The sequence below is a fragment of the Arachnia sp. genome, from assembly GCF_057238465.1.
In genome coordinates this window covers 22274-36383 of sequence record NZ_DBHHFZ010000013.1, presented here as the reverse complement: position 1 = coordinate 36383, position 14110 = coordinate 22274, and the positions used below count along the sequence as shown (strand labels likewise).

Sequence of the window (14110 nt, the reverse complement as noted above, 5' to 3'; positions counted from 1 at the left end):
CCCCAAAAAATTTTCGGCAGGTCGTCCCCACGGGAACGATCGTAACAGAAGTTGCTTACCCGCTTCTTAAGTCGTACACTCGAAGAGTCCGGGGTGGCTGCATTGAAGGAGAAGCGGGTACCTGCGACCCAGATCTGGCAGAGCATCGTCCACCCCGGACCACGGAAAGGAGAGCCATGTCCCCCTCGGTGCCACCACCCACCCCGACTGCCGAACAGGGAAGACGTGTACCTACAGCACGTTCACTTGATTCTCAACACGCGCCGAGGCAAACTGGATGCTGCGCAGACGTGCGCAGGGGCGGGGTCGTTGGCCTCGCAAATCCTATGGTCCGTAACGGACGTAGTTGCCTTTACTCGTGGCCCACCTTCCAAGGAGGGTCACGAGTTTCGTCTGACAAGGAGCCACGGGGATGAGGTTCCTTTACATCGACGAGGCTGGTGATGACACCACCTACACCCCGTCCACGCCAGACCAGCCGCCAGTTTTCGCACTGGTCGGAATCTCGATCCCATCATCGCAACACACTCGGTTGATATGGAACTTCCTCAGAGCCAAGAAGAGGTATTTTCCTGAGTTGAAATCTCGACGATTGACCGACCTCATCCAGTACGAGCACAAGGGCGCAACCATCCGCAAACAATTGCGTTCCACATCTCGCAGGAAGAAGCGCAACGCCATCGGTTTCATAGACATGACGCTATCATTATTGGAGCGCACTCGTTCCAGAATATTCGGCGAGATCTGGATCAAAAAATCCGGCCACCCATTGATTCCAGAGCATCTGTATCAGCAAGGAGTCGCGCACCTGGCAAGAAGTTTTGAAAACCAGCTCGCAGCAAACTCTACCAGCGGCCTGATGATCCTCGACTCCAGAACCAAATCCAAGAACGCAGGGAACGTACACCAGATCACCACACGCCGATACCGCACCGGCGGAAGCCTGTTTCCCCACCTGATGGAGGCCCCGGTGTTCGGGCACAGCGACACTCACGTAGCACTGCAGCTCGCGGATGTGATCACATCCGCCCTAGTGTTCCCGCTTGCCTGCTGGACCTACTGCCAAGAATATACAGAGAATGTGAATGTTTCGCCGGAATATGCAGACCTGCAAATTCGATTCGGAGAACGCCTCAAAGCCCTCCAAATTTATCAGGCCAACAAAGAAAACGGCCACCAAAGCGGCTTGCACGTGAGTGATCGCATTCACCACCTACCGGCAGACCTGATTTTTACTGGCAAACAATAACGAACTCTATTCATTTGCCCCAGCCAAGGCTTTCGAAGATGGATGTGCGACCCGCAAATTAGTCTCAAAAACACGCCGCCCTCAGGCAGCAAACAAGAACCATCCCCGGGATGCTCTTCGCTGCGCTTTGATCACGGTTCTTGCCGAGCATGTGCTTCACCCAGCAACGCTCCTCGTGATTCGCGGACCAGCAAGACCGCCGCTTCATCGGCCCTACCCCACCTTGAATGAGTGAGTACTCACTCATACACTGGTGCGTCGTGATGACCCGTGCCCGACCTCTTCCGCCCGCTGAACGAAGGGCGTCGCTGATTGCCGCGACCCGCCAGCTGATCCTCGACCACGGCCCGGAGGTGACCACCCGGCAGGTGGCGGAGGCCGCCCAGGTGGCCGAGGGAACCCTGTTCAGGGTGTTCCCGACCCGCCGCGACCTGATCGCCGCCACCATCGCCGACCACCTCTCCCCCGAACGGCTCGCCGACATCTTCTCCGCGACCCCCGCCACCACGACCGTCGACGAGACCACCGAGGTGTGTCTGTCCACCGCCGCCGACTACGTCACCACCTTCGGGCGTTTCATCCCCCGACCGCACCGGGGCGGCGACCAGGACGAGATCCGGTTCCGGATCATGGAGCTGTGGGAGGCCCGGGTCCGTGACATCGCGGGCTGGATACGTGACCGCCTGGCCCCGCACGAGGCCGAGCTGACCATCCCGGTCAAGGACTTCGCCCATCTCGTCGTCACCCTGGCGATGGGGTACGCGCACGGCAGGTGTCCCGAAGCCAAGTTGTGCCCCGCTTCCCTGGCCCGCCTGGCCCTCGACGGGGCCCGCAGGAGGCAGTCCCTGTGATCGCACGACTCAACCGGCTGATATTCACGCATCTGAAGCCGTACTGGAGAGAACTGCTGGCCGTCCTGGTTCTCCAGGTGCTGGCGACCACCATGTCGCTGTACCTGCCGAACCTGAACGCGCAGATCATCGACGACGGCGTCGTCAAGGGCGACACCGGCCTGATCTGGCGCAGCGGCGCCCTGATGCTGCTGTTCTCCCTGGTGCAGGCGGCGGGGCAGATCGGCGCCACCTGGTTCGGCGCCCTCACCGCCATGTCGCTGGGCCGCGACCTCAGGGCCGCCATCTTCGACCGCGCCCTGTCGTTCTCCACCCGCGAGGTGCGCGACTTCGGGGCCTCGTCGCTGCTGACCCGCAACACCAACGACGTCCTGCAGGTGCAGACGATCGTCCAGACCACCCTGACCATCATCGTCGGCGCCCCCATCATGATGGTCGGCGGTTTCATCATGGCGGTGCGCGAGGACTTCGGGCTGTCGTGGATCATCGCGGTCAGCGTCGCCGTGCTGGGCGTGACGATCGCGCTGCTGGTGATCTTCGTCTCTCCCCTGTTCCAGCGGATGCAGACCAACCTCGACAACCTGAACCGGGTGCTGCGCGAACAGATCAGCGGTATCCGGGTGATCCGCGCCTTCATTCGCGAGGACCACGAGTCGAGGCGCTTCGAGGGTGCCAACGAGGATGTCTACTCCGTCACGCTGCGTGCCTCCCGCTGGATGGTGCTGCTGTTCCCGATCGCCATGTTCATGGTGAACATCTCATCGGTGGCGGTGATCTGGTTCGGCGCCTTCCGCATCGACTCCGGTGACATCCAGATCGGCCAGATGACCGCCTTCCTGAACTACCTGATCCAGATCCTCATCTCGGTGATGATGTCGACGATGCTGCTGTTCCTGGCGCCGCGTTCCGCGGTGTCCGCGGACCGCATCCTGGAGGTGCTGGACACCGAACCCACGGTGGCTCCCCCCACCGACCCGGTCTCCCCGCAGGAGCTGACGGGTGTCGTCGAATTCCGTGACGTCACCTTCACCTACCCGGGTGCGGAGGATCCGGTGCTGGCGAACGTGTCGTTCACCCTGGCCCCGGGCCGCACCACCGCGATCATCGGGTCGACGGGATCGGGCAAGTCCACCCTGGTGAACCTGATCCCCCGCCTGTACGACGTCAGCGGCGGCGAGGTGCTGGTGGACGGCGTCGACGTGCGCCACCTCGACCCCGACGCCCTGTGGTCGCGGATCGGGCTGGTGCCGCAGAAGCCCTATCTGTTCTCCGGGACGGTGGCCTCCAACCTGCTCTACGGGCGCCCCGACGCCACACCGGAACAGATGTGGGAGGCGTTGCGGATCGCCCAGGCCGCCGATTTCGTCGAGAAACTCGACGGCGGTCTCGCCGCCCACATCTCGCAGGGCGGCACGAACGTCTCGGGCGGGCAGCGACAGCGCCTGTCCATCGCGCGGGCGCTGGTGAAGGAACCCGCCGTCTACGTCTTCGACGATTCCTTCTCCGCCCTCGACGTCGCCACCGACGCCCGGCTGCGGGCCGCCCTGGCCCCGGCGACGGCGGACCGCGCCACTCTGATCGTCGCCCAGCGCGTCGCCACCATCCGGGGCGCCGACGAGATCCTCGTGCTGGAGCACGGCCGCATCGTGGGTCGCGGCACCCACGATGAACTGCTGGCGAGCAACGCCACCTATCAGGAGATCGTCGACAGCCAGCTGAGCGCCGAGGAGGCCCAGGCATGAGCACCACCACCGGAAACACCGGGGCCGCCACCAAACCCGCGGCCAACAAACGTCCCGCACACGGCCCGGGGAAGATCAGCTTCGGGCCCGGCGGACCCAGCGGCTCCGGGGAGACCGCGGTCGCCTTCCTGCCGTCGCTGAGACGCCTGCTCGGGATCATGAAACCGCATCGGATCGCGGTGGCGGTCGCGCTGGTGCTGTCCGTCAGCGCCGTCGTGATGTCCACCCTCGGCCCGAAAATCCTGGGGGCGGCCACCGACCTGCTGCTGGCCGGGATCGTCGGCAAGAACATGCCCGCGGGGGTCACGAAGGAACAGGCCATCGAAGCTGTCCGCGGCGGCGGGAACGACACCCTCGTCGAGATGCTGCAACGCGTCGACTTCACACCCGGCCAGGGCATCGACTTCGGCGCCATCGGGTCGGTGCTGGCTCTGGTGCTGCTGCTCTACGTCGTCTCCGCCGTCGCCACCTACGTCTCGAACTGGCTGCTGATCGGCGCGGCCCAGAAGTCGGTGCGGCGGATGCGCAGCGACGTGGAGGCCAAGCTGCAGCGCCTGCCCCTGTCGTACTTCGACGGGCAGCCGCGCGGCGAGCTGCTCTCCCGCGTCACCAACGACATCGACAACATCTCCCAGACCCTGATGCAGACCCTGCCGCAGCTCATCAACTCGCTGCTGACGGTGGTCGGGGTGGTGATCATCATGATGTGGATCTCGTGGCCGCTGGCGCTGGTCACGCTGGTCTCGATCCCGCTGTCGATGCTGATCGTGCCGTTGATCATGCGCCGCTCCCAGAAACGATTCGCCGACATGTGGAAGTCCACGGGCGAGCTGAACTCGGAGATCGAGGAGGCCTATACCGGCCATTCCCTGGTGAAGGTGTTCGGCCGCAAGTCGGAGGTGGAGGACACCTTCCACACCCGCAACGAGGAACTGTTCAGGTCGTCGTTCGGGGCGCAGTTCCTATCCGGGATCCTCATGCCCGTGATGTTCCTGGTCGGCAACCTCAACTACGTCATCGTCGCGGTCTTCGGTGGCCTCCAGGTGGCCACGGGGCAGATGAACATCGGCGACGTGCAGGCATTCATCCAGTACTCGCGCCAGTTCACGCAGCCACTGACGCAGCTCGCGTCCATGATGAACCTGCTGCAGTCGGGGGTGGCCTCCGCGGAACGGGTCTTCGAGCTGCTCGACGCCGATGAGATGTCGCCGGAGCCGGACCGCGACCTGACCGCCGAGGGCGGGCACGTCGTCTTCGAGGACGTCACCTTCTCCTACAACCCGGATCGTCCCCTCATCGAACACCTCAACCTGGAGGCGAAACCCGGCCAGACGGTCGCGATCGTCGGGCCCACCGGCGCGGGCAAGACCACGCTGGTGAACCTGCTGATGCGTTTCTACGACCTGAACTCCGGTCGCATCCTCCTAGACGGGACGGACATCGCGACGGTGGACCGTGGGGCGTTGCGCAACAACATGGGCATGGTGTTGCAGGACACGTGGCTGTTCGGCGGCACCATCCGCGACAACATCGCCTACGGCAAGGAGGGCGCCACGCAGGAGGAGATCCTGGCCGCGGCGAAGGCGGCGTTCGTGGATCGTTTCGTCCACTCCCTGCCCGACGGCTACGACACCGTCATCGACGAGGAGGGCAACAACGTCTCCGCGGGTGAGAAACAGCTCATCACCATCGCGCGGGCGTTCCTGTCGGAACCGGAACTGCTGATCCTCGACGAGGCCACCTCGTCGGTCGACACCCGCACCGAACTGCTGCTGCAAAAGGCGATGGCGGCGCTGCGCAGTGGTCGCACGTCTTTCGTGATCGCCCACCGCCTGTCCACCATCCGCGACGCCGACCTGATCCTCGTCATGGACGACGGCGCCATCGTCGAGCAGGGCACCCACCACGACCTGCTGGCGGCCAGGGGTCGCTACCACGACCTGTACCAGTCGCAGTTCAACGCACCCATCGAGGAGGTCGCCACCCCCTGAGAGGTCGCACCAACCCAAAGCCGATTGAGCCATCTCGTGGCGGAGGTTTTTCGAAGCCGGTTGAGCCGATCCGCGAGAACCAGCGAGCTGGCTCAACCAAGTTCAGGGTTGGAGACCCTCACCCTGCTCGGTCATCAGGTCGCGGGGAATCCGCATCTCCTCTGGCCTTGGCGAGGCGAAACCCGGGATAATGTCCGCAGGATGAGGAAGGATGCACCATGAGCCATCACGACATGGACATGGTGGTCCTGATCGTCTGTGGGGTGCTGCTGGCGGGTGTCGCGGCGGTGCGGATCTCGTCGCGCAGTTCCATGCCCGGTTTGCTGCTGTACCTCGGCATCGGTCTGGGGATCGGCGAGGCGGGCCTCGGGATCCGGTTCGACGACGCCCAGCTGGCCTACAACATCTCCGCGCTACTGGTGGGGCTGCTGCTGTTCGACGGCGGGTTCACCACCCGCTGGGCGGAGTTCAGACCGGTGGCCTCCCGGGCCGGGCTGCTCGGGACCGTCGGGGTGCTGGTCTCGGTGGCGGTGGCCTCGTCCATCGCGATGTTGGTGCTGGGCGTGGACCTGCGCACCGGGATCCTGATGGCGGCAATGGTTTCGTCGACGGATGCCGCCGCCGTGTTCGCGATCCTGCGCCGCCTGCCCCTGAAGTCGAAGGTGCGCACCACCCTGGAGGGCGAATCCGGTTTCAACGACCCGCCCGCGATCATCATCGTCACCGTCGTGGTCTCCGACGCCTGGAACCAGATGTCGGTGACGGGAATGATCGCGAACGGACTCTTCCAGTTGACCGCGGGTGCCCTCATCGGGGCGGCGGTGGCGATGGTGGGGCAGGCTTTCCTGCACCGCATCTCCCTGCCGAGCGCAGGCCTGTACCCCCTCGCAACCCTCGCGATCGCGCTGACCGCCTACTCCGTCGCCGGGGTCGCGGGCGGTTCGGAGCTGCTGGCCGCCTATATCGCAGGTCTGTGGCTCGGCAACCAGGCCCTCCCCCACCACTCGACGACGGAGGGTTTCACGGAGTCGGTGGGCTGGTTGGCGCAGATCGGTTTGTTCGTGATGCTGGGGCTGCTGGCCTCCCCCAGCCAGCTGCCGGAGGCGATCGTCCCGGCGCTGGTGATCGGGTCGGCGTTGACGTTCGTCGCCCGCCCGATCTCCGTATTCGCCTGCCTGACGCCGTTCCGGGAGAAGCTGAGGACCCAGCTGTTCATCTCCTGGGCGGGGATGCGTGGCGCGTTGCCCATCATGCTGGCGACAATCCCGCTGACGCACGACCTGCCGGGCGCCTCGCACATGTTCCACGTCATCTTCCTGCTGGTGGTGACGTTCACCCTCGTGCAGGGCCCGCTGCTGCCGAAACTGGCCCCGTGGGCCGGGGTGCTGGAACAGATCTCCCCCCGGGAATTGCAGTTCGATTCCTCCCCGCTCGAGGGCATCAACGCCTCGCTGGTGCAGTTCCAGGTCCCGGAAACGGGCCGTCTGGTGGGAATGTGGGTGAACGACCTGCGACTTCCCCGCGGAGCAGTGGTCTCCATGATCATCCGCGACAAGAAGATCCTCATCCCCGACAGAACAATGCGTCTTCAGGGTCGCGACGAGCTGCTGCTGGCCGTCGAATCCGGACTGGTCGAACGCGTCCAGGGTCGGTTGATGCTCATAAACGAACACGGCCCGCTGGCGCGCTGGGTGGCTTCGGGCCGGAATCGCCGTCGACTGCTCGACGGCGACTGAGGACCCCCGAAACTGGTTGAGTCGGGATCGCTCTTTGAACTGCTCCTTGGCGTTCTCATCGGCAACGGCGGAGCCCCCGAAACTGGTTGAGTCGAGATCACTCTTTGAACCCGGTTGCGCCAGCACATGAACGCCCTCCTCCTGGGCACGACTCGCGGAGGTTCGACGGTTCAACGTCGCCACCCGACGTTGAACCGTTTTTCTCCCGCGATTCGTGCCCAGGAGGAGGGGCGGTAGTTCCCCAACACGACACCCCCGCCCTGATACGCGATTCGTGCACGGGTGGGGTCACGGTTTCGACACGGTCAGGGCGACGGCATGCACGGTTTGCTGTCCTCGATGCTGGTCACGGTCCGCTCTTTCGTGCAGGTTTCTGCCCCGAAAGCAATCGTCCCCGCCTCTGATGAGACGGGGACCGATCCGTGCGCGAGAGAGGAGTTGAACCTCCACGCCCTTGCGGGCACTGGCACCTGAAGCCAGCGCGTCTACCATTCCGCCACTCGCGCGTCCGGGGACGAACTCTAGCACGACTGCACGCGGGGAGCGCAACTCGGGGCTCAGGCTCCGCTCGTCGCGTCCTCCCGGGTACGACTACCCTCCCGGGTCACCTTCGACAAGCGACCTCTCTTGCCGCGACGTCGAGCCCGCAGGCCGGTGTTCCCGCGCCCGGCGGACGCCTGTCCGACCCCGTGCGATTCTTGTGGTTCCCTGAGACGCCCTCCGTCGCCACGCGCCCTGTCAAAGAAACCTCTTACCATGTTGACCCAGGAGGTATGAATGAGTAACAACCAGTGGCCCGGCCCCAACAATCGTCCGCAGCAGGGATACCCCCAGCAGCCGGCCTTCGGCAGCCCTCAGCCACAACCCGGGCACCAGCAGCCCCAGCCCGGGTATCAGCAACCCCAACCGGGGTATCAGCAGCCCCAACCCGGGTACCAGCAGGAACAACCCAGCTACTCCCAACCCACGTACCAGCAGTCCGGATACGGCCAACAGGGCTATCAGCCCGTCTACGGTTCCGCCGGTCAGGGCATGCCCCCGCAGCCACCGAGGAAAAGCAACACGGTCCTGATCGTCGCGCTCGTTGCCGTCCTCGTGGCCATCACTGGGTTCGGGGCCTGGTGGCTCCTCGGCCGGGACAACCAACCGAACGCCACCCCCTCCACCAGCACACAGACCACCACACAAGCAACCCAGAACTCAGAGAAACCATCACCCGAACCCACGAAGAAGAGCACCGAGCCCACGAGGAAGACCACCGAACCCACCACCCGGGAACCATCCAAGTCTTCCGGCGCCGCACCCGAGATGCCCAAATCATTCGACGACTTCACCTTCGACAAGAAAAAAGACCTGGCGAGCACCTACACGAACTCGGACGGGGACTTTTTCGTGGCGGCCTACGGAGCGGGCGAGACCGTCGCGGAGAACTCCACCGATCTCCATGACATCGAGACCATCGGGAAATGGACCTGCGGCAAGAACGAAGACGACTCCTCCATGTGCTTGACCGAGGTCTATTCCGGCACCTTGGCGACGCTCATGATCGACGAGCCGACCTCCAAAGTGGCGGAAGTCTCTGATCGTTTCCTCGACGCCTGGAAGTAGTTGCACGCGGCCAGGGCTACGGGAAGACCCCGAACGAGTTGATCCCGGCAGCCCTCGCCGTGAGGCCAAGAGGCAAGAAATGACCAACGCCCCGGTCTTCGGGGATCTGAACTGCGGCAACCGCTGCCTAGACCCAGATGCGCCGGCTGCAAACCCGACATGACGGTGGTCATCACGATGATGACCACCCCACTGTCCGAAGTGGCCGAGAACCCCAAGGCCTTCCTGGAGGCCCGGAACCGCCTTTCCCGGCAACCACCCCGCGAGCACCGGTTTTCCGGCCGCGACCGGTGTCTCGCGCAGTAGCATCATCGTCGGGAAGTAATTTCCGGAGGAGATGGAGGAAAACACCGTGGACCATCAATCCACCCAGCCGGGGGCCGGACTTCGTGTCGCCTTCGTCACCATGCACACCTCCCCTCTGGAACGCGCCGGCACCGCGGACGCGGGTGGCATGAACGTGCTCATCGCCGCACTGGCCCGGGCGCTGGGAAGGCTCGGCGTGCGGGTGGACTTCCTGACCCGCCGCACCGACCCCGACCAGCCGGAACAGGAGGACGTGGCCCCGTCGGTGACGCTGCGGCGTCTCCCCGCGGGCCCGCCGACCCCACTGCCGAAAAGCGAGATCGACCAGCACATCGACGAGTTCCGGGAGGCCATGGAGGCCCTGGAACCCCACGACCTGATCCATTCCCACCACTGGATGTCGGGGGTGGCGGCGCTGCCCGTCGCCCGCTCCTGGGGGGTGCCCCACGTGATGACCTTCCACTCGGTGGCCGCCCACCCGAACTCGCCGCTGCGCGACGGGGAACCGCCCGAGTCGCCCGCCCGGGTCGACGGCGAGGTGATGTGTGCGGAGCAGTCCGATCTGGTGCTGTGCGTCTCCCGGCACGAGGCGGCCGTGGTCATCGGTCGCTGCGGGGCCGATCCGGAACGGGTGCGGATCGTGCGTCCCGGTGTCAACATCGACCTGTTCCATCCCGCCACCCACCCCTGGGCGCCGCCCGGTGTCCGGCCCGGCTATGTCGTGTTCGCCGCGCGGCTGCAACCCCTCAAGGCCCCCGACGTCGCCATCCGCACCATGGCCTGCCTGCCCGAGGCCATCCGCCCGGACCTGGCGGTGGTCGGTGAGACCTCGGCGGATTTCGCGGACTACGAGGCCGAGCTGCACACCCTCGTCGACGACCTCGGGTTGCGCGGGCAGGTGCACTTCCTGGCCGGCCAGGACCGCGAGTCGCTGGCCCGCATCGTGCGGCACGCCTCCGTGATGCTGGTGCCGTCGCACTCCGAGACCTTCGGGTTGATCGCCCTGGAGGCCTCGGCCTCGGGGGTGCCCGTCCTGGCCGCCGCGTCGGGAGGCCTGACCGAGGCCATCTGCAACACCCACACCGGCCTGCTGATTCCCACCCACGACCCCCGCATGTGGGCCGAGGCCCTCGGGGCACTGCTCACCGACAAACCACGTCGCGATCTGATGGGCACCACCGGGAGGCAGCGGGCGCTGGCGATGACCTGGGAGCGCGCTGCGGAGAACACCCTGCAGCAGTACCGGAGGATCCTGTGAGAATCACCTTCATCCACGCCCATCCCGACGACGAAACCCTCGCCACGGGCGCGCTGATCGCCTGGCTGGTGGCCTCGGGACATGAGGTGAGCCTGCTCACCGCGACCCGCGGGGAACGCGGCGAGGTGGTGCCGGGGCCGCTGTCGCACCTGGCCGGAACCCCAGCCCTGGAAACCCACCGGGAGGGTGAGTTGGCCGGGGCGCTGAGGGTGCTGGGGGTTTCCCGGCACGGTTTCCTGGGGGATCCGCCCGCCGGTTCGGGACGCCGCTACCGCGACTCGGGAATGCGCTGGATCCGTGAGGGCCTCGCGGGGCCCGCGGAGGACGCGGAACCGGATTCGCTGTGCGCGGCAGACCTCGACGACGTCGTGGCGGATGTCGCGTCCTGGATCCGGGCGGTGGACGCCGACCTGGTGGTCTCGTACCACACCGATGGCGGCTACGGGCATCCCGACCACGTCCGCATCCACCACGCTTCCCTGGCCGCCGCGCAGCGCACCGGGAAGGGTTTCGCGGCCGTCGTCCACGGCCCGGGCGACGAGGTCCGCTGGTTCGACCTGCGCGAACTGCAACCCACGGTGGAGGAGGCCCTGCGACACCACGCCTCCCAGCTCACCGCCCACGGCGACGGCACCCTCACCCACTCCGGTGGCCAGTCGGAGGCGGTGACGACCTCCGTCGGGCTGCTTCCCGCCCCCGAAACCCCACCAGCCGCTGGGCTGGTGGACTCGCTCGCCTGAACCGGTTGAGTGGTTCCGCCGGGGAATCGCGGTTGCGCAGCACTCAACCCGATTTTCACCCCTCCGGGAGCGATTTTCGCGGTTGAGTGCTGCACAACCGGGTTCTTCCTCCCGGTTGGCGAAAATCCGCCACCCGCCGTCCTCAGCCCAGTTGGACCCACGCGAAGGCCAGCAGCAGGGCGGCGGGCAGCAGGTATTTGCGGGGGTGCCGCCAGGCGTGGCGTCGGGTGCGGAGCCCCCGAAGCGGGGCGTGACGCTCCAACGCGGGGACGGCGAGGGCCTCCAGCGCCGTGACGACGACCACCAGCCCGGCGATCAGCGGCAGGTCGCGGGCACCCAGCAGCCAGTACACCACGCCGACCCCGGCGTTGAACGTTCCCAGGAAAACAGCGACGGCCGCCGCGTAATGGCGCCAGGCCAGCGCGGGCCACCCCAGCATTGTCAGCTGTCTCGCCAGATCGGGGTCGCCGGAGATCATGGTGGTCAGGGGGCTGTTGACGGCGATCAGCGCCAGCGCCAGCGGGAACCGGAGGCCCTGCTCCCAGACGGTCACGGTGAACACCGTCGCCAAGGCGAACAGCCCCACCGCGTTGATCCACACGACGCGATCCGCCAGCGAGGTGCGCAGGAAATAGTTGGTTCCCGCCCGTCCCCGCATCGCGGCGGAACCGCGGGTGGGCAGCAGGCCAGTGGCGGGGAGGACAACCAGCCCGGCCGCCAACGCGACCGACAGCACCGCGGCCACCAGCCACGGCGGAACCACCGTGCAGGCCCACACCGCCAACCCGTAGAGGGCCACCACCAGCAGCGGCCCGGCCCATCGCGGCCGGGTGCCGGCCGAGGCCAGCGCGGCCATCACCGACAGGGGACCGCAGGCCGCCACCACGAGCATCGCGCCGACGTCCGGCGCGGCGAGTTGCCCCAGTCGCAGACCGAACAGGGCGGCGGGCACCACGATCTCGGCTGTGAGAAGCATCCACGCGGCGGATGCGAACGCCAGGTTCACCCGGGCCGGGCGGGGCGGCAGCTGGGCGTAGTCCCGCATGGCATCCACCCGGAAGACCGCGTTCACCAGCAGACCCGACGACACCAGCGACGCGGCGGCCACACCCACGACGTACATCGTCGGCGGGATCCGGAGTTCCACCGTCGGGGCCAGCAACCAGGCCAGGCCCCAGATCAGCACATCCACAACGACGCGGCGATATGTGGTGAAGGCGCGAAGCAGGACCAGGGTCATCTGTGACGTTCCTTGAGCAGGGCGCGGATGTCGGTTGCGGGATCCAGCGGGTGGGGGCGGCTGAGGTCACCCCCGTCGAGCACGTACAGGTGGTCGCAGCACCGGGTGAAGCTCTCTGCGACGTGGGAGCTCATCAACACCGATCCGGTGTCGCGGTAGGCGTTGATGCGCTCGTAGAGAAACTCGGTGCCCTCGAAATCCAGCCCGTCCACGGGTTCGTCCAGGATGAGCAGGGGCAGCCCCAGGCTCAGCCCCGCGATGAGGAAGGCCTTCTTCCTGTTTCCCGTCGACAGACTTCCGATGGTCTTGCGACAAAACGGCTCGAACCCGAACCCCGCCACCAGGTCGTCCACGCGCGACGGGTCCGGCGAGCGGCCAAAGACGCGGGATGTGAAACGCAGGTAGGGATCCAGAGACCAGTACGCGAAACCGCTGCTCTCGGTGAACACGACGTAGCGTCCGAGCTGGAATGCCCTGTCGCGTGGCTGCGTGGCGCGGGAGCGCCAGGTCATGTGTTGGAGGCTGGCGTACTCGTGAACCCCCACGAGCGTGTTGATCAGGGTGGTCTTGCCGGCGCCGTTGGTTCCCAGCAACCCGACCACGGAGTGCTGGCCGACGTCGAGTTCCCCGATGTTCAGCACTGGGGAGTCCGCCTTGTACCACGCGGTCAGCCCCCGCACGGTGAGCAGGGATTCTGCTGCATGCCGTGGCCGATCAGTCATCTTTCTTCCGCGACGAACTTCGCACGGCGAGCACCGTGCGGACGATGAAGGCGAGAGCGCCCAGCCCGAGCACGGCGACCATCAGGGTTTCACCTCGAATGAGTGACAGAACGGCTCCGGTCACGAACAACAACGCCGCCAAGGCGCCAATCACGATGTGACGGTTCATGGCATCACTGCTCCCCATCCCCGGGATTCCGGGGGGAAATAGCAGATCCCGTCGCACACCACCCATCGCGGATGTGGCATGAGCACTGCCGAGACGAAGGGAGCGCGGACCGGCGGGACGGTGGCGATGGATAACACTGGTTCCCATCAGATTCCTCTCCTCGGTGAGTTCGGCTGCCGCTTCGTTGCTTTGTGGTCCCACTTTAATCGTCTCCTTGCAGGCAGGGTCTGTACCCGACTTCAGGGTCCCCTCAGCCGTGAGAATCCCTCCGGCCATGTCCTGCCCCCTGATCATCCCTGGGCCGGGCGCCAATCTGTTTGCCCGGTTTGATTCCAAGCCGATATGACGGTCCGAACGCAATCCAGACTTCCACGACGACCCACCCCCTAACTTTTGGCCAGACCTTCTTCAACCCCTGCGGGGTTTCTCGAACTCCCCGCAGGGACCCGGTGAGCGGTCCTAGGCTCGGAAAGGTCCCGAGAGCTGGAGAGACCAGCC

Annotated in this window: 12 protein-coding genes and 1 tRNA gene; 9 read left to right on the top strand and 4 right to left on the bottom strand. The window is 65.9% G+C overall.

The features are described 5' to 3' along the window. Positions 1-412: 412 nt before the first annotated feature. The 5 genes from ACO6D6_RS12955 (at position 413) to ACO6D6_RS12935 (ending at position 7569) form a co-directional block, all read left to right on the top strand. Positions 413-1249, top strand: a complete 837-nt coding sequence (locus ACO6D6_RS12955) for a DUF3800 domain-containing protein (protein ID WP_484785660.1) — start codon at positions 413-415, stop codon at positions 1247-1249. 227 nt (positions 1250-1476) lie between these two features. Further along, complete coding sequence (locus ACO6D6_RS12950) at positions 1477-2100, top strand: TetR/AcrR family transcriptional regulator (RefSeq protein ID WP_484785659.1); 624 nt, start codon at positions 1477-1479, stop codon at positions 2098-2100. After that, positions 2097-3842, top strand: a complete 1746-nt coding sequence (locus tag ACO6D6_RS12945; protein ID WP_484785658.1) for an ABC transporter ATP-binding protein — start codon at positions 2097-2099, stop codon at positions 3840-3842. The genes ACO6D6_RS12950 and ACO6D6_RS12945 overlap by 4 nt, the downstream gene beginning before the upstream one ends. Continuing rightward, positions 3839-5833 carry an ABC transporter ATP-binding protein gene (locus ACO6D6_RS12940; protein ID WP_484785657.1) on the top strand — a complete coding sequence of 665 codons (1995 nt, stop codon included), beginning with the start codon at positions 3839-3841 and terminating at the stop codon, positions 5831-5833. Before ACO6D6_RS12945 ends, ACO6D6_RS12940 begins: the two co-directional genes overlap by 4 nt. 218 nt (positions 5834-6051) lie before the next feature. Then, the gene (locus ACO6D6_RS12935) at positions 6052-7569 is read left to right on the top strand and encodes a potassium/proton antiporter (protein WP_484785656.1); all 1518 of its coding nucleotides are present in this window, start codon (positions 6052-6054) and stop codon (positions 7567-7569) included. Positions 7570-7992: 423 nt separating this feature from the next. On the opposite strand, the gene ACO6D6_RS12930 is transcribed toward ACO6D6_RS12935, so the two are convergent. Further along, positions 7993-8075, bottom strand: a tRNA-Leu gene (locus tag ACO6D6_RS12930). Between the two features lie 271 nt (positions 8076-8346). On the opposite strand from ACO6D6_RS12930, the gene ACO6D6_RS12925 reads away from it, so the two are divergent. The 4 genes from ACO6D6_RS12925 to ACO6D6_RS12910 all read left to right on the top strand — a co-directional run bounded on the left by ACO6D6_RS12925 (position 8347) and on the right by ACO6D6_RS12910 (position 11481). Next, positions 8347-9177 carry a flagellar basal body-associated protein FliL gene (locus ACO6D6_RS12925; RefSeq protein WP_484785655.1) on the top strand — a complete coding sequence of 277 codons (831 nt, stop codon included), beginning with the start codon at positions 8347-8349 and terminating at the stop codon, positions 9175-9177. Positions 9178-9336: 159 nt separating this feature from the next. After that, a complete protein-coding gene (locus ACO6D6_RS12920; protein WP_484785654.1) occupies positions 9337-9483 on the top strand; it encodes a hypothetical protein in 147 nt (48 codons plus the stop codon). A 46-nt stretch (positions 9484-9529) separates the two neighbouring features. Beyond that, on the top strand, positions 9530-10741 hold the full coding sequence (locus tag ACO6D6_RS12915; RefSeq protein ID WP_484785653.1) for a glycosyltransferase: 1212 nt from the start codon (positions 9530-9532) through the stop codon (positions 10739-10741). Then, a complete protein-coding gene (locus ACO6D6_RS12910; RefSeq protein WP_484785652.1) occupies positions 10738-11481 on the top strand; it encodes a PIG-L family deacetylase in 744 nt (247 codons plus the stop codon). Before ACO6D6_RS12915 ends, ACO6D6_RS12910 begins: the two co-directional genes overlap by 4 nt. 142 nt (positions 11482-11623) lie before the next feature. Here the strand turns inward: ACO6D6_RS12910 and ACO6D6_RS12905 are convergent, their stop codons facing one another. Genes ACO6D6_RS12905 through ACO6D6_RS12895 form a run of 3 tightly spaced genes read right to left on the bottom strand, consistent with a single transcriptional unit; the run spans position 11624 to position 13612 of the window. After that, positions 11624-12721, bottom strand: a complete 1098-nt coding sequence (locus ACO6D6_RS12905; RefSeq protein WP_484785651.1) for a hypothetical protein — start codon at positions 12719-12721, stop codon at positions 11624-11626. Beyond that, positions 12718-13443 carry an ATP-binding cassette domain-containing protein gene (locus tag ACO6D6_RS12900; protein ID WP_484785650.1) on the bottom strand — a complete coding sequence of 242 codons (726 nt, stop codon included), beginning with the start codon at positions 13441-13443 and terminating at the stop codon, positions 12718-12720. The genes ACO6D6_RS12905 and ACO6D6_RS12900 overlap by 4 nt, the downstream gene beginning before the upstream one ends. Then, positions 13436-13612, bottom strand: coding sequence for a hypothetical protein (locus ACO6D6_RS12895; protein WP_484785649.1), 177 nt, complete (start codon positions 13610-13612; stop codon positions 13436-13438). The genes ACO6D6_RS12900 and ACO6D6_RS12895 overlap by 8 nt, the downstream gene beginning before the upstream one ends. Positions 13613-14110 lie beyond the last annotated feature (498 nt).

Coding starts and splice junctions, on each gene's coding strand:
- ACO6D6_RS12955 (WP_484785660.1), top strand. CDS start 413: ATGAGGTTCCTTTACATCGACGAGGCTGGTGATGACACCACCTACACC.
- ACO6D6_RS12950 (WP_484785659.1), top strand. CDS start 1,477: ATGAGTGAGTACTCACTCATACACTGGTGCGTCGTGATGACCCGTGCC.
- ACO6D6_RS12940 (WP_484785657.1), top strand. CDS start 3,839: ATGAGCACCACCACCGGAAACACCGGGGCCGCCACCAAACCCGCGGCC.
- ACO6D6_RS12935 (WP_484785656.1), top strand. CDS start 6,052: ATGAGCCATCACGACATGGACATGGTGGTCCTGATCGTCTGTGGGGTG.
- ACO6D6_RS12925 (WP_484785655.1), top strand. CDS start 8,347: ATGAGTAACAACCAGTGGCCCGGCCCCAACAATCGTCCGCAGCAGGGA.
- ACO6D6_RS12920 (WP_484785654.1), top strand. CDS start 9,337: ATGACGGTGGTCATCACGATGATGACCACCCCACTGTCCGAAGTGGCC.
- ACO6D6_RS12905 (WP_484785651.1), bottom strand. CDS start 12,721: ATGACCCTGGTCCTGCTTCGCGCCTTCACCACATATCGCCGCGTCGTT.
- ACO6D6_RS12900 (WP_484785650.1), bottom strand. CDS start 13,443: ATGACTGATCGGCCACGGCATGCAGCAGAATCCCTGCTCACCGTGCGG.
- ACO6D6_RS12895 (WP_484785649.1), bottom strand. CDS start 13,612: ATGAACCGTCACATCGTGATTGGCGCCTTGGCGGCGTTGTTGTTCGTG.